This window comes from Parafrankia sp. Ea1.12 (assembly GCF_900465275.1).
Classification (GTDB): Bacteria; Actinomycetota; Actinomycetes; order Frankiales; family Frankiaceae; genus Parafrankia; species Parafrankia soli.
Genome location: NZ_UBIZ01000358.1, coordinates 1 through 22,413 on the forward strand (window position 1 = coordinate 1; position 22,413 = coordinate 22,413).

The following is a 22,413-nucleotide window of genomic DNA, read 5'->3' on the forward strand; positions in this document are numbered from 1 at the left end:
ACGTCGGGCTTGGCGGGCTGGCCCGGGGCTCGGGTCGGCCACGCCGGGCCGGGGCGCTCGGCGGCGCGCTCGGCCGGGGCGTGGCCGAGTCGTCCGAGTCGCCCCCGCCCGAGGGCAGCAGCAGCGCGACGAGCGCCAGCGCGCACACCACCACCAGCGAGATGATCATTGCCGGTGCCCAGCGGAAGCCGCCAAGGCCGCGGTTGCGCCCCGCGCCACCGTGCAGCGGGTCGAACTCCGGCGAGGCGACCACGACCGGGGACGGCACGTGCTCGTGCCCGGCGTCGTACACCGCCAGCAGGGGGCCGGGCTCGAGCCCGAGCGTCGTCGCGATGCTGCGCAGGTGCCCGCGCGCGTAGACGGAGCCGCCGCAGCCGGAGAAGTCGTCCTGCTCGATCCGCTCGATCAGCGAGGCGCGGATTCTCGTCCGGTCGCTCACGTCGTCGATCGTCAGGCCCGCGGCCCGGCGCGCCGCCGCGATGACCGAGCCCAGGGATTCCTGAGCCGCCCCACCCGGAGCCGACTTGTCCGGAGGCACCGGTTGCTGGGGCGCCGGGATCTGGACCGCGGGGCCCGGGGCCGCCGGCTTCGCGGTCACCGGTTCGAGAACCTCCGACCCGGGACTCGACGGCGCGGTGCCCGCCGACCCGGGACTCGACGGCGCGGTGCCCGCCGACCCGGGACTCGCCGACCCGGGGGTCGCCGGTTCGTCCGCTGACTGCATGAACGAACCTCCGCACCCGTTATGCCACTGGCGCCGCTGGCGTGCGCCAGCCGATATTACGGTCGCCGGCCGACCTCCGACAGCTGGCAACGGACCTATCCTGACTTTCTTATCCGCTGCGGAGTGTCGTGAGAAGTCCTTCCAGCTCGTCGGGCATCACGAGTACGTCGCGGGCCTTGGAGCCCTCGCTGGGCCCGACTATCCCGCGGCTTTCCATCAGGTCCATCAGGCGGCCGGCCTTCGCGAACCCGACCCGCAACTTGCGCTGCAGCATGGACGTCGACCCGAACTGGGTGCTCACCACCAGCTCGACGGCCTGGAGGAACAGCGCCATGTCGTCGCCGATCTCCTCGTCGATGTCCTTGCGCGCCTCGCCGCCGCCCTCGAAGACGTCGACCACGAAGGTGGGCTGCGCCTGCTCCTTGGTGTGGTCGACAATCGCGGAGATCTCGTCCTCGGAGACGAACGCGCCCTGGATGCGGGCCGGCTTGCTCGCCCCCATCGGCAGGAACAGCGCGTCCCCGAGGCCGACGAGCTTCTCGGCGCCGGCCTGGTCCAGGATCGTCCGGCTGTCGGCCAGCGACGCCGTGGCGAAGGCCAGCCGGGACGGCACGTTCGCCTTGATCAGACCGGTGACGACGTCCACGGAGGGCCGCTGTGTCGCCAGCACCAGGTGGATCCCCACCGCCCGGGCCATGGCCGTGATCCGGCAGATCGCGTCCTCGACGTCGCGCGGGGCCACCATCATGAGGTCCGCCAGCTCGTCGACGATGGCAAGAATGTACGGATACGGGGTGTAGACCCGTTCCGAACCGGGCGGCGCGACGATCTCGCCCGCCCGCACCTTCCGGTTGAAGTCGTCGACATGGCGAACACCGCAGGCCGCGAGGTCCTCGTAGCGGTTCTCCATCTCCTTCACCACCCACTGCAGCGCGTCCGCCGCCTTCTTGGGATTGGTGATGATCGGCGTGATGAGATGGGGAATGCCCTGGTAGCTCGTCAGCTCGACCCGTTTCGGGTCGACGAGGACCATCCGGACCTGGTCCGGGGTGGCACGGGCCAGCACGCTGGTGATGAGCGTGTTGATGCAGGTCGACTTACCCGCCCCAGTGGCGCCCGCGATGAGGATGTGCGGCATCTTCGCCAGGTTCGCCAGGACGTAGCCGCCCTCGATGTCCTTGCCGAGGGCCACGACCAGCGGGTGCGGGTTCCCGGTCGCCTCACCGCTGCGCAGGACGTCGCCCAGGGACACCAGCTCGCGGTCGGTGTTCGGGATCTCGATGCCCACCGCGCTCTTGCCCGGGATCGGGCTGATGATCCGCACGTCGGGGCTCTTGACCGCGTAGGCGATGTTCTTCCCGAGCTGGGTGATGCGCTCGACCTTCACCGCCGAGCCCAGCTCCACCTCGTACCGGGTCACCGTCGGGCCACGGGTGAACCCGGTGACCTTGGCATCCACCTTGAACTGCGTGAAGACGTCCGTCAGGGAGGCGATGACACCGTCGGTGGCCGCCGAGCGCACCTTCGGCGGGGTGCCGGAGCGCAGCAGCGTCGGCGACGGCAGCCGGTAGGCACCGTCCGTCGGCGGGACGAGGTACTCGATGTCATCCGGGCCGGGCGGCTGGGCCGGGGACGGGACGGACCCCGCGGCCGCGTCGCCCGCGGCGGCGCCCGCCCGGCCACGCGCCCGCCGCGAACCGGCGCCCGCGCCGCCCGCGCCGACGACCGGGGCGACGCCGTCCGCCTCCTCCTCGCCATCGGTCAGCCCGGCGACGTCGGCGAACAGATCCGAGGGATCCATGGCCTCGGCGTCCGGCACCGCGGCCCGGCGGGACCGGCCCGGCCGGGAACGCCCGGCGCCGGCCGGCTCGTCCTGCGCGCCTGCCGGACCGGCGCCCGCCAGCTCGGCGTCGAGGTCGAAGACGCCCTCGGCGGACCGGGAGCCTCCGGCGCGACCGCGTCCGCGCCGGCCCCGCGGCGGCGCCTCGTCCTCGAGCAGTTCGTCGATGACACCGTTGGCGGCATCACCGTCGGCGTCGAGATCGTCGTACTCGTCGTCAAACTCGTCGTAGGAATCGCCGGGCGCCCGGATCGGGACGGTGAGCCGGTCGGCGAGCTCACGCAGCTTCTCCGGCACCTGGCGGACCGGCGTCGCCGTCACCACCAGCAGCCCGAAGAAGGCGATGAGCAGCAGCAGCGGGACGGCCACGTAGGGGGTCACGGCGCTGGCCAGCGGCGCGCTCCCGAGCAGCCCGAGCATGCCGCCGCCGTCACGCAGCCTGCCTGTGCCGTCGGCGAAGTCCGGCAGGCCACGGCCGATGTGCAGCACGCCGAGGATCCCGACGGCGACCGCGGCCCAGCCGATCACGACCCGGCCACGGCTGTCCGGATCGGACGGCGAGCGCACCAGCCGCCAGGAGGCACCAAGGCAGAACAGCGGGACCGCCAGCGCGCCGACGCCGACGAACAGTTCCACCCCCGCGGCGACGAAGGCGCCGATCGGGCCCCCGGCCCCGCCCCACAACGCGGCACCGAGCAGGATCGCGGCGCCGAACGCCGCCAGGCCGAGCCCGTCCCGCCGGTGCCCGGAGTCGATGCGCAGATCCCGCGTCCCGCGGCCGAAACGGCGCAGCAGACCACCGAGCATGCCGGCGGCGGCCATCCAGCCGTGGTAGACAGCTTTGATCACCGCCTGGGCGATCAGCAGCTGGACGGGCGCCCGCGGCGCGGTCGTCCGCCGGCGGGTGCTCGCCCCACGGGCGGCACCGCCTCGGGTGGGCGACCCGGCGCGGCCCTTGGCCGGAGCCCGGCCGGTACCGCCGGAGCCGCCCGAGCCGCCGGATCGCGCCGTGGCCGTCCGCGGCTTGGGTTGCGCCTGCGTGCGCGCGTTGGACGTGCGTGTGGCCACGCGGAGAAGGTACCCGGGAAGTGACGCGAGTCGCTGCAACCCAGACTATCCGGGCGCGCCACATCTGTGGCCCCGGGCATCCTCCCCGCCCGGTCGGGCCATCCACCCGCCTCGGCTGAGCGCTGAGCTGACGAGAAGCCGTCAGATCAGTGTCGGCGGTACGCCAGCCGGGCCCGCGGGGCCCTTGGTCGACAGGATCCGCTGGGCCCGCCACGCGTCGACCAGCCCCGCGGACAGCAGAACGGCCAGTGTCAGAGCGATCTGGGTGACCCGCTGGTAGAAGCTCCAGTGGTCGACCCACGCCCTGAGCACCGGGAGCACGCAGAGGACTACGCCGCAGGCGAAGACCGCGGCCACCCAGCCCGGCCGCCGAACACCCGCGATCACGCCCAGCAGGCCGCCCGCGAGCAGCCCCTGCGGCACCGTCTCGGCGAGCGATCCGTAGAAGGAGCTGCTCCAGTAGCCCGTCGAGGACAGTCGCACCGTGCTGAGGAAGCCACCGCCGGGCGCCGTCCAGAATCCGAACTGGTAGCCGAAGGCGCCGAGGAGCGCGGCCCAGCCGAGGACGGCGCCCGTCGCCGCCACCAGGCCCCGGGGGCCCGCGCCCCGGCGACCGGGCGCGCGGGTGACCGCGGCCCCCGCCAGTGCCGGGACGGCCAGCACCGCCAGCACCAGAAGCAGCGACAGCGGTGGGCGCAGCAGGTCGGTGTGACGGCCGAGCGCGAGCACCGCCCCGGTGGCGGGATACGTCACCACGAGGGCCACCAGCATGATCCGTCGCCGGCCGGCGACGGCGGCGGCGAGCGCGACCAGCCAGGGCACGAAGACCAGCGGGCCGGTGGTGAGGAAGGGCCCGAGCCCCCGGTCCGTCCATGGGTGCGCGACGGTGGGCCAGGCCGCCAGGCGCTGATCCACGGCCGGCTGCCGCTCGGCCATCACCAGGCAGACCGCGCTGAGCCCCGCGCCGATGGCCAGTGCCAGCGCCGCGGTCGCGCCGCGTACGCCGGCCGGCAGAACGCCGACGCCGACAGCGCACCTGGTCGCCAGGCCGTGCACGACGAGGTCAACCGCCTCCGCCCTGCTCGGCCGGGTACGCCCGGCCGCCTCGGCGCCGTCGAGCAGCGTGCCGAGGAGCTCCTCGCCGCGGGCCTCCCGCCAGCGGCGCGGGTAGCAGAGCAGCAACCGGCGGTAGGCGGTCTCCGGACTGGACGGTTCGGCACCGGGCGGTTCGGCGTCGCCCTGGTGCGACCGCGGGTCAGGTTTCTCCACGCTCATCGTCCGCCGCGCCCTCAGCCGATCGCCGGCACGCTCGGGGGCGCCAGCCTGGTCACCCGTGCGAACGCCGTCGCCGGGCCCGTGGCGTGCCGGACGCGCAGGCGCAGCCTGCGGTCAGCCTCGGCGACGTTGGCCCGCAGCCGCTCGGTCTGCTCCGTGAGCACTCCCGCCCCGTCATCGGTCAGCGAGTAGTACCGCCGCAGCCGCCCGTTGACGACCTCCTCTCGCTCGACCCGCACGAGGCCCTCGCCGGCGAGGCGGTCCAGCGCGCCGTAGAGCGTGCCCGGCCTCATGGTCACCCGACCGCCCGAGATGTCCGTGACCTCGCGGATCACCGCGTACCCGTGGCGCGGACCGTCAGCCAGCGCGGCGAGCACCAGGAACGTCGGTTCCCGCATGTCCTCCATAGCCATACGCGCGAAGATATACCGTCGCACGGTATATATCGACCAATTGACCATCAGGACAAAGAACCGGCCCTGGACCATGGGGCTGGTCCAGGGCCGGGAGGACCTGCTCAGACCTCCAGGACGACCGGGAGGATCATCGGGCGGCGGCGGTAGCGGTCGTTGACCCAACGGCCCACCGTGCGCCGGACGAGCTGCTGCAGCGCGTTGGTGTCGGTCATGCCGGAGCGCATCGCGTCGGCGAGGGCGTCCGCGAGCTTGCCGCGGACCTCCTCGAACGCGGCCCGGGAGTCGGAGAACCCACGGGCGGAGAGATCCGGGCCGACGACGACCTTGCCGGCGGCGGCGTCCACCACGACCGTGATCGTGATGAAGCCCTCCTCGCCGAGAATCCGCCGGTCCTTCAGGCTCGACTCCCCGACGTCGCCGACGGCGAGCCCGTCGACGAAGACCATCCCGCAGGGCACCGCCCCGGTGATCTCCGCCTGGCCGTCGATGAGGTCGATGACCATGCCGTCCTCGGCGATGATGACCCGGTCCGGTGGGACGCCGGTGGCCTCCGCGAGCGCGCCGTGCGCACGTAGGTGCCGCCACTCACCGTGGACGGGCATCATGTTCGACGGCTTGGTCGCGTTGAGCACGTAGAGCAGCTCACCGGCCGGGGCGTGCCCGGAGGTGTGGACCATCGCCACGCCCTTGTGTACGACCCGGGCGCCCCACCTGGTCAGGCCGTTGATCACCCGGAACACGGCTGTCTCGTTGCCCGGGATCAGGCTGGAGGCCAGGACGACCGTGTCGCCCTCCTGGATCCGGATCGCGTGGTCCCGGTTGGCCATCCGGGACAGCGCGGACAACGGCTCGCCCTGCGACCCGGTCGAGACCAGGCAGATGTTGCGGTCGGGAAGCGAGTCGACGTCCCGGCTGTCGATCACCAGACCGGGCGGCACGCGCAGCAGGCCGAGATCACGGGCGACACCCATGTTGCGGACCATCGACCGGCCGATGAAGCAGACCGACCGGCCGTGCGACTCGGCGGCGTCGAGCACCTGCTGCACGCGGTGGACGTGGCTGGCGAAACACGCGACGACGATGCGCCTGTCCGCCTCGCGGAAGACCTTGTCGAGCACGGGGGCGATCGCGCGCTCCGAGGCGACGAAGCCGGGGACCTCGGCGTTGGTCGAGTCCGAGAGCAGCAGGTCGACGCCCTCGCGGCCGAGCCGGGCGAAGCCGCCCAGGTCGGTGAGCCGCCCGTCCAGCGGGAGCTGGTCCATCTTGAAGTCGCCGGTGTGCAGCACCAGGCCCGCGTCGGTGCGGATCGCGACCGCGACCGCGTCCGGGATGGAGTGGTTGACGGCGAGGAACTCGAGGTCGAAGGGACCGAACGAGTGCCTCTCCTCCTCGCGGATCTGCAGGGTCACCGGCTGGATGCGGTGTTCGGCGAGCTTGGCCACCATGAGCGCGAGCGTCAGCCGGGTGCCGACCAGGGGGATGTCACGCCGTTCGCGCAGCAGGTACGGGACGGCGCCGATGTGGTCCTCGTGCGCGTGCGTGAGGATGACCGCCTCGATGTCCTGCAGGCGGTCCCGGATTGCGGTGAAGTCCGGCAGGATGAGGTCGACGCCGGGCTGGTCGGTCTCGGGGAAGAGCACCCCGCAGTCGACGATGAGCAGCCGCCCGGCATGCTCGAACACGGTCATGTTGCGACCGATCTCACCGAGGCCGCCGAGCGGGATGATCCTCAGGCCGTCGGCACGCAGCGGCGGTGGGGGGCCCAGCTCCGGGTGCGGATGCATCATGAAGCCGCCGTCCCCGGGACGACCGCGGCGGCGCCCGGCCCCGCGGGCCCGGGCGGGGGCCCGGGATCGAGCACGGCCGAGGCCAGGTCGGCACGCAGCTGGGCTCGCTCGGCCTCCGTCGCGTCGACGAGCGGGGAGCGGACCGGCCCCGCGGGCAGGCCGGCCATGGCCAGCGCCGCCTTCGCCGTGATCACACCCTGAGTGCGGAAGATTCCCTGATATGCGGGCAGCAAGCCCTTGTGGAGCGCGATCGCCCGACCCACCTCACCGGCCCCGAAGGCCTCGATCATCGCCCGAATGGCGGGGCTGGCCACGTGACCGACGACACTGACCACACCACACGCACCGACGGACAGAAGCGGAAGATTGAGCACGTCCGTGCCCGAGTAGTAGGCGAGGCCGGTGTTGGCCAGTACCCACGAAGACGCGGAGAGATCGTCCTTGGCGTCCTTGACCGCGACGATACGCGAGTGTTCGGCCAGCTTCAGGAGAGTCTCGGTCGCGACCGGTACACCGGACCTGCCGGGAATATCGTAGATCATCACAGGCAGGGATGTCGCGTCGGCGACTGCCCGGAAGTGCGCGAGCAGCCCGGCCTGCGGCGGCTTGTTGTAATACGGCGCGACCACGAGCAGGCCGTCGGCGCCCGCCTTCTCGGCCGCCTCGGCCAGCTCGACGGTGTGCCGGGTGTCGTTCGTGCCGACGCCGGCGATCACCTGGGCGCGGCTGCCGACCGCGTCACGGACGGCGCGCACCAGGATGTCCTTCTCGGCATCCGAGGTCGTGGGCGACTCGCCCGTGGTGCCGTTGATGACCAGCGCGTCATTACCGGCGTCGACGAGATGCCCCGCGAGTGCCGCGGCGCCGGGGACGTCCAGCCCGCCGTCCGCGGTGAACGGCGTGATCATCGCCGTGATCATCCGCCCGAACGGGGCCGGGGGCAATGCTGACATACCTGCCACGCTAGCGGGCACCTCCGACATCTCCTCCGACAGTCGCCAAGCGGCGCCAGTCGGCGGCCCCCCCACCGCGGGCGGGCGGCACCGACCGGACGGTCACGCCGGGTCGGCCGCCGCACCGGCGGGCCGGGGCAGGAACCAGGAACTACTTCTGAGCGGCTTTCATGACCCGGATGCCACCCTCGCCGCGCCCGGGGAGGCGGCGGGAGGATGGCTCGTAGACCCTCGACGGGCACCGGCGACCATGTTTCGGTCGAGCCGCATCCACAGCTCACGACGACCGAGACGGACGAACGACAGCGGGCCGCCCACGCGAGCCGCGCCACAGGCGGCCGCGCCACCCGTGACGCCCGCGCCGTAGTTCTTCGGCATACCCACCGCCCCGTCTCGCACGACAGTGTGTTCAGGGTACCGCCACAGCCGGTGCGGCGGTCGCCGTTCACCGGCGCGGACCAGCTCCTCCCACCTGCCACGTGCCCGGCTGGTCCGTCGCGGCCACCAATGCGGACAAGCTCACCGAACGCCCCGGTGGCACGGCCGGGGCCAGCGTCCCTAGCTGGGACGACACTCCCGGAACCGACATGATCGACCCGCCCGGGTCCGCCGGCGGGGTGTGCCAGCCCAGGGCACGCAGCCCCGAAAGCACGGCCAGCGCCACCAGCAGCGCGAGCAGTGCCTGCTTGGCCGGGCCGAGCACCCAGGCCGCGAGGCTCGACCGCTCCCTGGTCAGCAGCAGGGTCGCGGCGAACGACGACGGCACCGCGACGACCGCGACCGCGTCGGCTCCGAGCTCGAACGGCAACGCCGACAAGGCCACGGTGAGACACATCAGGACCAGGATCGCCAGCGTGACGCGGGCGACGTCCGGCGAGACACTGAGGCCCACCACCAGCTTCGCCCGCGCCGCCCGGCGCGCATCGGTGGTGTAGAACGCGTACACCTCACGGTTCTGGTGGACGTCCTCGACGTAGGTCCGGGCGATCCGGCGGTGCTCCAGGTCGACCGTGATCGGCGTGCTCAGCTCGATACTGGTGTCGTCGGTGCCCACGCTCACGTGGTAGCTGCCCGGGCCGCCCGGGTCGATGTCGACGAGGGCCACCGGCGCCAGCCACCGCTGCCGCAGAGTGAGTGACTCATCACGGACAGGGCAACGCCGAGCCAGCACCGTCCGCCGCTCCTCGGACATCTTGATCAGGCAGGGGCGGTACGGGTCCAGGGTGACGGCGGCGAGCGCCTCCCAGCGCCGCCCGTACTCCGCCACCGTGCTCAGCACCGGCACCGCGGCCGGGCCCGCCAGGCTCAGCTCGTCGATCCAGGCGGTGAACTCCCGCAGGTAGTAACCGATGTGCGCGACCTCCAGCGGTGTGGGGACGTCCGGATCACGCCAGAGCTCGCCGGCGGCGAGCAGCATCGTGTCCGCACTGCTCAGCGGGTCGAAGGGCTCCGCCAGCGCCGAGCGCAGCAGAAGCTGGGCCGGCTCGAGCAGCGCCTGCCACGACCGCAGTGTCACATCCGGCACCGACAGATCCGCCTCGCGCGCAAGATAGGTCGCGACGGCCTCGAGCGAGAGCGGACGTCCCTTGCGGGGCACCAGCCCAGGCAGGTTGCCGGACAGCCGCCCCGGGCGGAACCTGGAGATCGCGTCCACGACGCGGCGCGCCGGGCCGGGCAGTGGGCAGCCGATGGCGTCGGCGAGCAGCGCGATCAGGTTGCCCTGGATCGCGACGGACGTCCCGTACGGCATCAGGTGGGCGTCGGAGCCACTCGGACCGGCGAGATTGAATCCGACCAGGGCACGCTTGGGCAACGTGGAGATCGGCAGCAGCAGGCAGACTTCGGGCGGCAGCCGGCCGACGGTGTCGAGCCGCCCGGTACCCGGAACAATGCTGTTCAGCAGCCCGTCGAGCGGGCCCCAGTTCACCGAGCGGGTAAGCCGACAGCGGTTGGCACTGACGATCGTGAACTGGTCGACGACCCGCCGGCGCAGCCCCGCGTACTCGGCTGGGGGCGCGAGCAACATCGTGGTGACCTCGTCGACGTCGGTGAGGTCGAGCACCGGGGCGCTGTCGGCGTCATCCCGCCTGCTCCACCGGCGTAGCCGGCTGACGGCCCCCGAGCCGCCGGCACCGCCGGCTCCCCCGGCACCGCCTGAACCCCCTGAACCCCCTGAACCGCCTGAACCCCCTAAGCCACCGAATCCGCCGAAGCCGCCGCCGCCCGAGCCCGCCACTCAGCGGCCCCCGCCCCGGGAACCGGGAGAAACACTCCGGAATGTGCCGATCACACCACGAGACCGTAGCAGCCCACAGTTTCCAGCCAGCCACCGACGGACCCAGCCCAGAGCCCCAGCCAGAGCCCCAGGTGGAGAGGTTCGGACGGCAAACCCCGGGACCGGAGCCCTTGGGTGAAGGGCTTCGGGCGACCTATCCCGGGGTGGGGCCTCAGGTCAGGGAGGCCAGGAGTTCGCGGGCGGCGCGGGCGATCTCGATGTCCTCGCGCGCTTCGATGATCAGGGTGCGCACAGGTGCGTCCGGTGCGCTGATGTCGAGGTCGCCGCCGGTGTAGGAGAGGTTGCGCTCCTCGTCGACCGCGATCCCGAGGAAGGCGAGGCCGGTGGCGGCCCCGGAACGTACCGGGCCGGCGTGCTCCCCGACGCCGCCGGTGAAGACGAGTGCGTCCAGGCCGCCGAGCGATGCCGTCATCGCGGCTGTCTCGGCTCGCAGTCGATGCAGGTAGACGGCCATGCCGAGTGCCTCGGGGGTGCCCGCCCGGCGCGCGCCGGTCAGGATGGCCCGCATGTCCGCCGACCCGACCAGGCCGGTCATGCCGCTCTCGTGGAACAGCACGTCGGTGAGCTCCTGAGCGGTCATCCCCTGTTCGGTCTGCAGCCAGAGCAGGAGACCCGGGTCGACCGTGCCGGAGCGGGTGGCCATCACCAGGCCTTCCAGCGGGGTGAAGCCCATTGTGGTGTCGATGCTGACGCCGTCCCGCACGGCGGCCAACGACGCGCCCGAGCCCAGGTGAGCGGTGACCACCCGGCGCGCTCCTGTCAGCTCGGCCGCCCGCCGGGCGGCGTAGGCGTGCGACAGGCCGTGGAACCCGTAGCGGCGGACGCCGTACTGCTCTCGCCATCGGGCCGGGACCGGGTAGGTGATGGCCTCGAGCGGCATCCGGGAGTGGAAGGCGGTGTCGAAGCAGGCCACGCGTGGGACACCGGGGAGCGCCTCCGACACGTCGGCCAGCGCCGCCAGCGCGGCCGGCTGGTGCAGCGGCGCCAGGGAGACGAGTTCCCGCAGGCGCCGTTCGACCTGCTCGTCGACGAGCACCGGGTCGGTGAAGGTCGACCCGCCGTGCACGACGCGATGTCCGGTGACGGTGACCTCGCCGGCGTGCGCGAGGGCGTCGACGGCCTGTTCCAGCTCCGCCGGGTCGGGCCGCCCCGCCACGGCGCGCAGGTCGTGGGCGGCCAGCACCCGGTCGTCCGAGCCGAGCAGGCGCAGCTTCACGCTGGACGAGCCCGCGTTCACCACGAGCACGTTCACCGCCGCGACGGCGCCGGCCGGAACCCGCGTCGGGACGTCCGCCACGTCTATCGGTCCTTCCCGGCGGGGTGGGCGCGTGCCGCTCTCGGTCAGCATGCCCTCGGTCAGTGCGGTCGCGGCCAGCAAGGCCCCAGTCAGACGGTCGGGTCGGTCGGCCAGCAAGGCCTCCAGTCAGACGGTCGGCCAGCCGCCCGGTAAAGCCTCTGTCAGTAAGGCCACGTCCAGTCACGGATGCGCGGGTCGTCCTCGCCATGGTCGCGGGTGTAGGCGCGGGCGGCGAGACGGGCGTCGATCATTCGCTGCCTGACGTGCGCCGCGCGGGCGCCGAGGCTGGCGACCCGGTCGATCACGTCCACGACCAGGTGGAAGCGGTCGAGGTTGTTCATCATGACCATGTCGAAGGGCGTGGTCGTCGTGCCCTCCTCGATGTAGCCGCGGACGTGCAGGTTGCCGTGGTTCCGCCGCCGGTAGGTGAGGCGGTGGATCAGCCACGGGTAGCCGTGGTAGGCGAAGATGATCGGCCGGTCCTCGGTGAACAGCGCGTCGAAGCGCGCGTCGGACATGCCGTGCGGGTGCTCGGCCTCCGCCTGCAGGCACATCAGGTCGACGACGTTGACGACCCGCACCTTCAGCTCGGGGAAGTTCTGGCGCAGGATGTCGACCGCGGCCAGCGTCTCCAGGGTCGGGATGTCCCCGGCGCAGGCCATGACGACGTCGGGGGTGCCGTCGCCGTCCTCGGTGTGGTCGTTGCTCGCCCAGTCCCAGATACCCAGGCCGCGGGTGCAGTGCGCGATCGCGTCCGACATCGGCAGGTAGTTCAGTGCCGGCTGCTTGCCGGCGACGATGACGTTGATGTAATGCCGGCTGCGCAGGCAGTGGTCGGCCACCGAGAGCAGCGTGTTCGCGTCCGGTGGCAGGTAGACCCGGATGATCTCGGCCTTCTTGTTGACCACGTGGTCGATGAAGCCCGGGTCCTGGTGCGAGAAGCCGTTGTGGTCCTGGCGCCAGACATGGCTGGTGAGCAGGTAGTTCAGGGAGGCTATCGGTCGGCGCCAGGGAATGTGCCGGGTCGCCTTCAGCCATTTCGCGTGCTGGTTCACCATCGAGTCGACGATGTGGATGAACGCCTCATAGCACGAGAAGAAGCCGTGCCGGCCGGTGAGCAGGTAGCCCTCCAGCCAGCCCTGACACAGGTGCTCGGAGAGCACCTCCATCACCCGGCCGTCCGGGGCGAGGTCCTCGTCGGTCGGCACCGTCTCGGCGTTCCAGGCCCGGGACGTGGTCTCGAACAACGCCCCGAGGCGGTTCGACGCGGTCTCGTCCGGGCCCATCACGCGGAAGGTGTTCGGGTTCGAGCGCATGACGTCGCGCAGGAAGCCGCCGAGCACCCGCGTCGCCTCGTTGGAGCCCACTCCCGGCTGGGGAACGTCGACGGCGTAGTCGCGGAAGTCCGGCAACGTCAGGTCACGCAGCAGCTCACCGCCGTTGGCGTGCGGGTTGGCGCTCATCCGGCGGGTGCCGACGGGAGCCAGCGCCGCGAGCTCCGGGACCAGCCGCCCGTCGGCGTCGAACAACTCCCAGGGCCGGTAGCTGCGCAGCCACGACTCCAGCAGGGCGAGATGCTCGGGGTTGTTGTGCAGCTCGGCGATCGGCACCTGGTGCGAGCGCCAGTTCCCCTCGACCGGCCGGCCGTCGACCGTCGACGGACCCGTCCACCCCTTCGGCGTGCGCAGGACGATCATCGGCCACACCGGGCGGGACGAGTCGCCGCCGCGGCGGGCGCGGTCCTGAATGTCGAAGATCCGCGAGACGGCGGTGTCGAGCACCCGGGCGAACTGCTGGTGGACGTCGGCGGGGTCATCGCCGGTGACGTGCAGCGGCTCGTAGCCGTAGCCGCGCATCAGCGCGTCGAGCTCCGACTCGGGGATGCGGGCGAGGATCGTCGGCTGAGCGATCTTGTACCCGTTGAGGTGCAGGATCGGCAGCACCGCGCCGTCGCGCACCGGGTCGAGGAACTTGTTGGAGTGCCAGCTCGCCGCCAGCGGGCCGGTCTCCGCCTCGCCGTCACCGACGACGGCGGCGACCACCAGGCCCGGGTTGTCGAAGGCGGCGCCGTAGGCGTGGGTGAGCGCGTACCCCAGCTCACCGCCTTCATGAATGGAACCGGGCACCTCCGGCGCCACATGGCTGGGAATTCCCCCGGGGAACGAGAACTGCCGGAACAGCCGGCGCAGCCCCTCCCTGTCCTGGGTGACGGAGGGGTAGATCTCGCTGTACGTGCCCTCGAGGTAGGTGTTGGCCACGATTCCCGGCCCGCCGTGGCCAGGGCCGATCACGTAGATCGCGTCGAGGTCGTTGCGGCGGATGACGCGGTTCATGTGGGCGTAGATGAGGTTGAGCCCGGGCGTGGTACCCCAGTGCCCGAGCAGCCGTGGCTTGATGTGCTCGGCCCGCAGCGGCTCGGTGAGCAACGGATTGTCGAGTAGGTAGATCTGCCCCACCGCGAGGTAGTTGGCGGCGCGCCAATAGGCGTCGATCAGTCGCAGCTCCTCGGTGGACAGCGGCCCCGTGCTCTGCACACCGGACTCCGCGCCGATCTCGGCGACGTTGATCATGCCCGCCCTCTCTGCTGGTCCCGCCTCGGCGCCGTTGCCTCGTCTGTACCGTGCCTCGCATGTGTCGTTACCGCGTGGGTGCCGTTACCGGCGACCCCACCATCGTTCCCTCGACACCGGGCGGAACGCTGATCCGTTGTAAGGCTGGACCCGGTTAACTCCGCCCGGACAAAACCCGGGCGAACGTCGCGTGAACGCCGGGCCGGTGGTCCCTTGCGGGCGTCGACACGGCCCTGGCCTGACGGCCCTTTGGACGCGACGCGGTCAGGACGGCTTTCCCGACGGGCACCCCCGATCGGCATGGACGGACATGGGCGGCATGGTCCAGCGTGGACGGCGGGACGGGCTCCGGCGCGCCCGGAACGGGCCCGCCCGGCTTCGTCAGCCCCGGCCTGGGTCAGCCCTCGCCGACCAGCGGGCTGGAAGCCACCTCCGTGCCGTCGTCGAGGGTGGTCACCCGGAAGTCCGCGAAGACGTTCGGTGCCACATCCCGCAGGGCGCGCAGCGCGGCGATCGCCAGCCCGCGGATCTCGACGTCGGCGTGCTCGCTGGCCCGCATCCCGATGAAGTGCCGCCAGGCACGGTAGTTGCCGGTGACGACGATCCTGGTCTCGGTGGCGTTCATCAGCACCGAACGGGCCGCCTGACGAGCCTGCTTGCGGCGCGAGGTCGGCGCGGACACGTCCGCGAAACGCTTCTCGAGGCCCTCCAGCAGCCGCGCGTACGCGTCCATGGACGCGGCGGCCGCCTCGGTGAACAGGGAGTGCAGCTCGGGGTCGGTGGCGATCACCTCGGGCTCGACGACGGCCGCATCGTGCTCGGGGACGTAGCGCTGGGAGAGCTGGCTGTAGGAGAAGTGCCGGTGCCGGACGAGCTCGTGGGTCAGGCTCCGGGAGACACCGGTGATGTACAGCGAGACCGTTCCGTGCTCGAGCACCGACAGGTGGCCGACGTCGAGGATGTGCCGCAGGTAGCCGGCGTTCGTCGCCGTCGCCGGGTTCGGCTTGTTCCAGCTCTGGTAGCAGGCGCGACCGGCGAACTCCGCGAGTGCCTGGCCGCCCTCGGCGTCGGTGCTCCACGGGACGTCGTCCGGCGGGAGGAACTCCGTTCGGGCTATGACCTGGACCTTCATCCGGGCCGCCGCGGGGCCGGGGCTCGGCTCGTCGAGCTGCTCCGACCCGGCGGTCTCGTCGATCTCGTCAGGCACTCCGACCTCCACCACAGCGACCTCCACCGTCTCCACTCGTGGACGTCCGCGCAGCCGGACCGTGTTCACGCCAGCCGTGTTCACGCGCCGGACCGCGCCCGTGCGGCCAGACCGTGCTCACGCACCGATCGCCTGCGCGCAGCCGCGGCGTGCGCACTCAGCCGGAGCGTGAGCACGCGGTCGGCGACGTCCAAACCGCTCGGCGCGGGACTCGAGCGGCTGCGCCCCACGGTATCGGCTCCACCCACGCCATCCGGAAGCAGCATCGACGGAGCCACGACGAGAAACCAACCCGCGCCCGCCGACCGGCATCGGCATGCACCGGACCGGTTACGTTCGAACCGCCCAACCGGCCCGTGTCGTCACCCACTTACCCGTCCGGTGACCCGTCCGGAACACAGCGGTGGCACTGGCGACGCACCGTGGTACACCGGATGTGGGCGCCTCGCCACAGTCGGCGAGGGGTCCGGTGCCCGCCCGAGTGGCGCGGTCCGGCCGGGGGTCTCCGCCCCCGTCAGCTCCCGGCCGGTCCCGCGCCGCGGCGGGCACCGTGTCTCCCACGCGGCCGCGACTGCCGACCGGCCCGTCTCCCGCGCCGCCGGCCGACGGCGCGGCCGCGTGGCGCTCGGCGCCTACCGTGAATCGCGCGGGGCCGTGCGGTGCCGTGTCGGCCGTGCGGTGCCGTGTCGGCCGTCAGCCCGCGGGTCTCCACGCCGTCGGGTCGGCCGGGCCCTGGTCGCCGGTGGCCATGTCCTTCACCTCGTGCGGGCGGTCGTCGGCGAACGGCGGGAACCAGACGTGCCCGATGCCCTTGCGTGAGGCGTACCTGATCTGCTTCGCCAGCTTGTCGGCCTGGTGGTAGGTCTCCACGTTGAGACCGCGGCCGCGCAGCAGCCGGGCGGTCGCCAGCGCCTCGGCGCGGCGCTCGTCACTCGGGATCACCATGAGCACCTGGGCCGGGCTGGACGGACCCGCGCCGATGAGGCCGTCCGCGACGAGCTTGGCGAAGATCCGGGTGAGACCGATCGAGATCCCGACACCGGGGAGGTTGCGCCGGATGAAGGTGCCCGCGAGGTCGTCGTACCGGCCACCGGAGCAGATGCTGCCGTACCCGGGCGCATCGACGAACTTGGCCTCGTAGACGGTGCCGGTGTAGTAGTCCAGGCCGCGGGCGATCGACAGGTCGGCCACGACGGCGCCCGCCGGCAGGTCGGCCAGGTCGTCCAGCACCCGGGCCAGCTCCTCGAGCCCTTCCGTCAGGAGCTCGGATTTGACCCCGAGCCGGCCGATCTCGTCGATGACCCCGGCGTCGGAGCCCCGGACCTGGGCCAGGTCGAGGCAGGCGCGCGCCTGCTCGGCCGTGAGCCCGACCGGCCCCGTCAGCAGCGCCTCGACCCCCCGCGCGCCGATCTTGTCGATCTTGTCCGCGGCGCGGATGACGGCGAGCGGGTCACCGATACCGAGCCCCTCGTAGAACCCCTGCAGGATCTTGCGGTTGTTGATGTTCAACGTCCAGGACGGGACGGCGAGCGTCGTGAGGACCTCGTGCACGATCCGGGGCAGCTCGGCGTCGAAGTGCAGCGGGACGTTGTCGACGTTGATGACGTCGATGTCACACTGAGTGAACTCTCGGAACCGGCCCTCCTGCGGCCGCTCGCCCCGCCACACCCGCTGGATCTGGTAGCGCTTGAACGGGAAGACCAGGTCGTTGAAGTGGGCGGCGACGTACCGGGCGAACGGCACGGTCAGGTCGAAGTGCAGGCCGAGGCGCGCGCTGTCGTCGTCGTCCGCCGCCTGCAGGCGGCGCAGGGTGTAGACCTCCTGCGACGTCTCGCCCTTGGCCATCAGGGCCTCGAGGGCCTCCACCGACGGGGTCTCCACGGAGCAGAACCCGTACCGCTCGAAGGTGGCACGGATGGTGTCGAGCCAGCGGAGCTCGACCATCCGGACGTCGGGAAGCCACTCGGGGAACCCGCTGACCGGGGTGGGACGGACTATCGGTGCGTCGGCCATGGCCGGGACAAACTCCTCGTTCTCGACACTGTTGCGTGCGCGCGCCTGGGCGAGGCGCACTCATCGGACCCTGAGAGCGCGGCGATCACCGATGTCGAGACAGGAGAAGCACGATCGAAACCATACAACGCCGCCCGCGGGTCCCTCCGGACGGCGAGTGGTGCAGCCACCGGGTCGCACCGGCCGGTCTGGCTCCGGCGCTCCCCCGGTGGCCGCGTGACCTCTATGTGGTCCTCTCGGGCCCCTGGTTGCTCCCGGCGACGCCCGCGGCCGCCGCCCCGGCGCCCCCGTGCGGCTCCGGGCCGACCACCGTCAGCCCACCGGCGGGATCGACCAGGCACCGCCCGGCCGCCGTGCCCGCGACGACCAGCTCACCGCGGACCCGCACGCACGCGAAGAGCGCGACATGCAGTGGACGGACGGCCGGCAGCAGGAAGCCACCGTCGATGTCATAGCGGGTGTTGGTCACCTTGCGCGTGGTGGAGCCGAGCTCCTGCGCGCCCGCCGGAGGCAGGTCCGCCCGCGCCGTGACCATCATCTCCGTGCAGCCGACCGGCCAGGTCCAGCACAGACGCCCGTCGACCATCCGCAGGTCGGGCACGGGCCCCACGTCGTCGGCCGCGGTGTGCGGCCCCGGCGGCGGCACCACGAACAACGGCAGCCCGGACGGCGGCCCGGCCTCGACGCGCGCAGCGGATTCGGCGTGCGCCCCGGGCTCGACGCGCCGCCCAGGCTCGACGTGCCCGCCGGATTCAGCGTGTGCCCCGGATGTGGCAGCCGCGGGTTCCGGCCGCGTGGCGGCGTCCCGCGCAGGCTCCGGCGCTCGGGCCGGCCCGGTACCCGGAGCGGTCGCGGGGCCGGGGACGGGCGTGGCAATGGGAACGGGCGTGGGAGTGGGAGTGGGAGTGGGAACGAGGGTGGGAGTCGGGCTCGGCCAGCGGGCCGGGCGCGACCAGGCGCCGTCGATCCCGGCGATCACCTCGTACTCGGGGATCGACGCGCCGCGGAAGACACCGCCGTCCTCGATGGTGGTGGCCGAGGTGACCCCGACCGCGCGCGAGTTGCCGTCCGCGGTGATCCGGCGGATCCGGTAGCGGGCCTCGCCGGGGGTGGTCGTCGGCCGCCAGCTGATCACCACGGAGGCGCCGTCCCACCGGGCGGCCACGCCGCTCGGCGGTTCGACGACGCGCTCGGCCTCCGCGGTCCGGCCGGCCTCGACCCGCTGCCCGGACGGCTGACCCGCCGGTTGTCCGGCCGGCGGCCTGCCCGGCCGGTTGGAAGCCGGGAGCGGATCGGCACCGGATCCCACCGCTGCTGCCGCGTCCGAGGCCGCCGTCGCGGTCGACGCCGAGGCCGAGGGCGAGGGCTGCGGCTGCGGCTGATGGGCGCCGGATGAGGAGGTCCCCGCCAGCTCCTGTGCCTCGTCGTGGTCCGCGGCGAGGGCCAGGGCTTCGCGGGCGAGCCGGATCCGTTCCGGGCCGGACTGCGCCCGGGCCCGCCGGACGAGGTCATCCGCCCGGGCGCACCGAGCCTGGGCCGCCGCGCGCACCTCGTCGAGGACGCGTCCGTCGGGGCCCGGCACGTCCGCGCCGAGGCGGGCCAGCTCGTCGGCGAGACGGACCACCGCGTGCTGGCGGTTGGCGGCGAGCTCCGCGACGATCGCGCGCCAACGCTCGCCGGCCGCCCGGATGGCGCGCTCCACCTCGTCGCCGACCGCCCGGATCGGGGGCAATGTCTCCCCGGCGATCTCACGGGCGCGGGTGATCTCGTCGCTGGCGGCGATCGGGCGGCCGGCACGCAGCGCGGCCCGCGCCCGGGAGAGCGCGCTCTGCCAGTCGGCGGCACGCACCGGCTCAGGACGCACCGGCACCGGGTTGACCGGCGACGGGCCGCCCCGACCACCGCTCCCCCGACCACCGCTTCCCGGACCGTCGCTCCCCGGACCGTCGCCCGCGTCCCCGTCGAAGGCCGCGCCCGTGGACGGCCCACCGGCGGGCGAGCCGGCCCCCGACCGCGGGGTGCGCGCCACGACCGGGGCGTCCACGCCGTGCTCGCGGGCGAGGTCGGCGACGACCGCGCGCGCCCGGCCGGGGTCGAGGCCCTCCGTCTCGGCCGCCGCGACAAGCTCGGCGGCGGCCGAGGGCAGCAGGCGGTCCTCGATGAGCACGGCGGTGGCGACCCGCGGGCGCAGCACAATCTTCACGGGTTCGACCAGCGCGTCCAGATACGCCTCGGGGTCGCCGTCGACGAGCAGGGCCCGCACGGCGGTCAGCAGGTCGTCCAGCAGGGCCCGCCGCCGGTCCGGCCGGCGCTCGCGGTTGCGGGCGGCAGCGGCGTCGCGGACGGCCCTGATCTCCTCCCGGCTGGCGCCCGGCGCGATCCCCAGCAGGTCGAACAGGCTCCGCGGCGGGGTCACGCCCGCGATCCGGCCAAGCTCGTCGAGGTCGGCTCGCACCTGGCGTATCACCTCGGCCGGGACGGGCCGGCGCGTCGACGTGGCGTCCGCCCGCTCGGGCGTGCCCGCGGGCAGCACCCGGTACCTGCGGGTGCGCAGCGCGAACGCGGCGTCGTCAACACCGTGCGCGGCGGCGAGGGCGCGCAGCCCGGCCAGCTTGTCCTCGGGGAGGCCGCCGAACCGGCTGACCAGCCGGCGGACGGCGGCGTCGAGCTCGGCGAAGCGCTCACCGTCGCGAGCCTCGCGCGCGGCGCCGACCCGGGCGGCGAGCTCGGCGCGGGAGGCGGCGGTGGCCAGCGCCGCGGACAGCTCGTCGTGCAGGCCCAGCAACGCGATGATCACACCCCGGTAGCGGGGATGGTCCCGGCTGCGCTGCCAGAACGCCCAGACGGCGTCGACCCGCACCCGGACCTGCTCATCGCTGAGCCGCGGGGCCTCCTCGATCGGGATGTCGTAGAGCTCGAAGGGGTCGCTCTGCTCGGCGCCGCCGCGGGCATGCACGGCCGCGAGCACGCGCCGCCGGTAGTCGTTCGAGTCGAAGGGCAGCACCGTGGACTCCCTTTCCGTGACGCTCTCCGGCCGTTCCGTCCGGCGCCGGCCCCGCCCCTTCAGGGTTGACCGGCGCCACCAGCACAGGGCGGCGGCTACGTCCAGCCGGGCGCGCCGGGCGAGCCGCCCAGCCCGCCGCGGTCGTCCCCGGGCCGGCCCTTGCGCAGCGGGTCCTCCCCGCCGCCCGCCCCGGACGGATCGCCACCGGACGGCCCGCCACCGGACGCCCCGGAGCCGAAAGGCCCCTCACCCCGCTCACGCCGCGCCCGAGCGACCTGCTCCCGTTCGCGGGCGACGTCGGCCTGGCTCAGCGCCGCCGAGGTCTCCACCCGGACGGTCAGCGGCCGGTCGGCGAGCCCCTCGTGTCGTGCCGTCACCTCGAGGATGCCGTCAAAGCCCATCCGGAACATGATTTCAATCTGGGTTCCGGCGGGATAGCCCGGTGGGATTCCGGTGATCTCCGCCTCGGCGATGACCTTGTTGTCCTCGACCCGCGGCGACGCGACCCCGCCGGCCTGCTCCACCACGTAGACAGTCACCGTGTCCTGATCGTCACGTACCGTCCCGAACGGACGGCGGACCGCGACCGGTAGCCGGTCGTTGCGGTGGACCAGGAAGACCGCGCCCTGGTCGCCGAACCGGTTCAGCGCGAGCACACCGAAGCCACGGGAGACCACGTTGACGACCTGGACCTCGACCGTCCGCCGGACCCGCTCGGCGGACAGCCCGAGGGCCTCGGCCAGCCGTCGACACGCGGCATCAAGGTCCGCGGCGGCAGCGGTGTCGACGGCGGCGCCGTCCACGAGCTGGCCGCGGGTGACCAGGTCGGCCGCGACCATCCGCTCCAGCGCCTTCTTCTCACCGTAGATCGCGGCGCCGCGGGCGACGGCGAGATCCGGGTCGGTCAGCTCCACCGGGACGGACAGCTCCGCCGCCAGCCGCCGCGCCACCGCCGGCATCCGCGACGCCCCGCCGACGAGCAGCACCCGGTCGATCCCACGCACCCCGCGCTCCCGGGCCGCGTCGATCGCGGCCCGGGTCAGCGTGACGGTGCGGTCGAGCAGGCCGGCGGTGAGGCGCTCCAGCTCGTCGCGGGTGAGCGTGATGTCCAGCGACCTGCCGCTGTGGCTGACCGTCACCACCGTGGACGTCGCCTCGGTCAGCTCCAGGCGGGCGCGCTCGGCGGCGAGCTGCAGCTCCTGCGCCGCCTCGCCGTCGTCGAGCGGGTCGTCGGCCTCGGGATGGGCCTCGAGGAAGCGGTCGGAGAGGAACAGCACGATCTTCTCGTCCCAGTCGGCCCCGCCGAGCTGGTGATCACCGTCGGTGGCGACGACGGACACCCTGCGGTCGGCCAGCTCGACGATGGTGACGTCGAACGTCCCGCCGCCGAGGTCGTAGACGAGCGCGACCTCCTCGGCGATCGTGCCCGGGCCCGTGAGCGTCCGGCGGCTGCCGACCTCGAAGCGGGCGAATCCGTAGGACAGCGCGGCGGCGGTGGGCTCGTTGATGACGTCCACGACGTTCAGGCCGGCGTACTCGCCGGCGAGCACCGTGGCGCGCCGCTCCTCGTCACCGAAGTAGGCGGGGACGGTGATCACGACGTCCCGGACGGGCTCGCCGGTGGTCAGGCCGGCGTCCGAGACGAGCGCCTTGAGGATCAGCCCGCTCACCGCCGGGGCGGACCAGGCGGCGCCGTGCGTCACGAACCGCCAGTCGCCGTCGCCCATCCGCCGTTTGACCAGGGCGCACACGTCGTCGGGACGGGCTCGCGCCAGGCGGCGCGCGGTCTCGCCGGTGATGTAGTCGTCCTGGCCGACGAACAGGACGACGCTCGGCAGGGTCCGCGACCCGTCCATCAACGGGATGATCTCGGGGTCCCCGGCGCCGGAGACCCGCGCCAGACAACTGAAAGTCGTCCCGAGATCGATGCCGAAGACCGTGCCGGTGTTCGGCGCCGCCCGCC

13 protein-coding genes are annotated in these 22,413 nt (G+C 72.9%); all 13 read right to left on the reverse strand.

Going from position 1 to position 22,413, the window contains the following annotated elements:
• The coding region (locus tag FMEAI12_RS19825) for a helix-turn-helix transcriptional regulator (protein WP_112107262.1) at positions 1-724 on the reverse strand (724 nt) is incomplete at its 3' end.
• Between the two features lie 109 nt (positions 725-833).
• Positions 834-3,386, reverse strand: a complete 2,553-nt coding sequence (locus FMEAI12_RS19830; protein WP_368672091.1) for a DNA translocase FtsK 4TM domain-containing protein — start codon at positions 3,384-3,386, stop codon at positions 834-836.
• 387 nt (positions 3,387-3,773) lie between these two features.
• On the reverse strand, positions 3,774-4,907 hold the full coding sequence (locus FMEAI12_RS19835; protein ID WP_112107266.1) for a hypothetical protein: 1,134 nt from the start codon (positions 4,905-4,907) through the stop codon (positions 3,774-3,776).
• A 14-nt stretch (positions 4,908-4,921) separates the two neighbouring features.
• A complete protein-coding gene (locus FMEAI12_RS19840; protein ID WP_071066386.1) occupies positions 4,922-5,320 on the reverse strand; it encodes a PadR family transcriptional regulator in 399 nt (132 codons plus the stop codon).
• A 104-nt stretch (positions 5,321-5,424) separates the two neighbouring features.
• Positions 5,425-7,110, reverse strand: coding sequence for a ribonuclease J (locus FMEAI12_RS19845; RefSeq protein WP_112107269.1), 1,686 nt, complete (start codon positions 7,108-7,110; stop codon positions 5,425-5,427).
• The gene (gene dapA / locus FMEAI12_RS19850; protein ID WP_112107271.1) at positions 7,107-8,093 is read right to left on the reverse strand and encodes a 4-hydroxy-tetrahydrodipicolinate synthase; all 987 of its coding nucleotides are present in this window, start codon (positions 8,091-8,093) and stop codon (positions 7,107-7,109) included. Before dapA ends, FMEAI12_RS19845 begins: the two co-directional genes overlap by 4 nt.
• Before the next feature lie 415 nt (positions 8,094-8,508).
• Positions 8,509-10,299: a hypothetical protein gene (locus FMEAI12_RS19860; protein WP_160144301.1), complete on the reverse strand. Its 1,791-nt coding sequence runs from the start codon at positions 10,297-10,299 to the stop codon at positions 8,509-8,511.
• A gap of 211 nt (positions 10,300-10,510) precedes the next feature.
• Entirely contained in the window at positions 10,511-11,656 is a 1,146-nt protein-coding gene (locus tag FMEAI12_RS19870; protein ID WP_112107275.1) for an acetate/propionate family kinase, read from the reverse strand.
• A gap of 161 nt (positions 11,657-11,817) precedes the next feature.
• Entirely contained in the window at positions 11,818-14,226 is a 2,409-nt protein-coding gene (locus FMEAI12_RS19875) for a phosphoketolase (protein ID WP_071066382.1), read from the reverse strand.
• Positions 14,227-14,623: 397 nt separating this feature from the next.
• Positions 14,624-15,358, reverse strand: a complete 735-nt coding sequence (gene thyX / locus FMEAI12_RS19880; RefSeq protein WP_071066395.1) for an FAD-dependent thymidylate synthase — start codon at positions 15,356-15,358, stop codon at positions 14,624-14,626.
• A gap of 768 nt (positions 15,359-16,126) precedes the next feature.
• Entirely contained in the window at positions 16,127-17,446 is a 1,320-nt protein-coding gene (gene hisS, locus FMEAI12_RS19885; protein ID WP_112107277.1) for a histidine--tRNA ligase, read from the reverse strand.
• A gap of 223 nt (positions 17,447-17,669) precedes the next feature.
• On the reverse strand, positions 17,670-20,450 hold the full coding sequence (locus FMEAI12_RS19890) for a hypothetical protein (RefSeq protein WP_112107273.1): 2,781 nt from the start codon (positions 20,448-20,450) through the stop codon (positions 17,670-17,672).
• Positions 20,451-20,545: 95 nt separating this feature from the next.
• Positions 20,546-22,413 (reverse strand): Hsp70 family protein (locus tag FMEAI12_RS19895; RefSeq protein ID WP_235014218.1); only part of this gene is annotated, 1,868 nt, incomplete at its 5' end.

Excerpts from the sequence above, each read along its gene's own strand:
- hisS (WP_112107277.1), bottom strand. The coding sequence starts at position 17,446 with ATGGCCGACGCACCGATAGTCCGTCCCACCCCGGTCAGCGGGTTCCCC.
- FMEAI12_RS19840 (WP_071066386.1), bottom strand. The coding sequence starts at position 5,320 with ATGGCTATGGAGGACATGCGGGAACCGACGTTCCTGGTGCTCGCCGCG.
- FMEAI12_RS19845 (WP_112107269.1), bottom strand. The coding sequence starts at position 7,110 with ATGATGCATCCGCACCCGGAGCTGGGCCCCCCACCGCCGCTGCGTGCC.
- thyX (WP_071066395.1), bottom strand. The coding sequence starts at position 15,358 with ATGAAGGTCCAGGTCATAGCCCGAACGGAGTTCCTCCCGCCGGACGAC.
- FMEAI12_RS19830 (WP_368672091.1), bottom strand. The coding sequence starts at position 3,386 with ATGGCCGCCGCCGGCATGCTCGGTGGTCTGCTGCGCCGTTTCGGCCGC.
- dapA (WP_112107271.1), bottom strand. The coding sequence starts at position 8,093 with ATGTCGGAGGTGCCCGCTAGCGTGGCAGGTATGTCAGCATTGCCCCCG.
- FMEAI12_RS19835 (WP_112107266.1), bottom strand. The coding sequence starts at position 4,907 with ATGAGCGTGGAGAAACCTGACCCGCGGTCGCACCAGGGCGACGCCGAA.
- FMEAI12_RS19875 (WP_071066382.1), bottom strand. The coding sequence starts at position 14,226 with ATGATCAACGTCGCCGAGATCGGCGCGGAGTCCGGTGTGCAGAGCACG.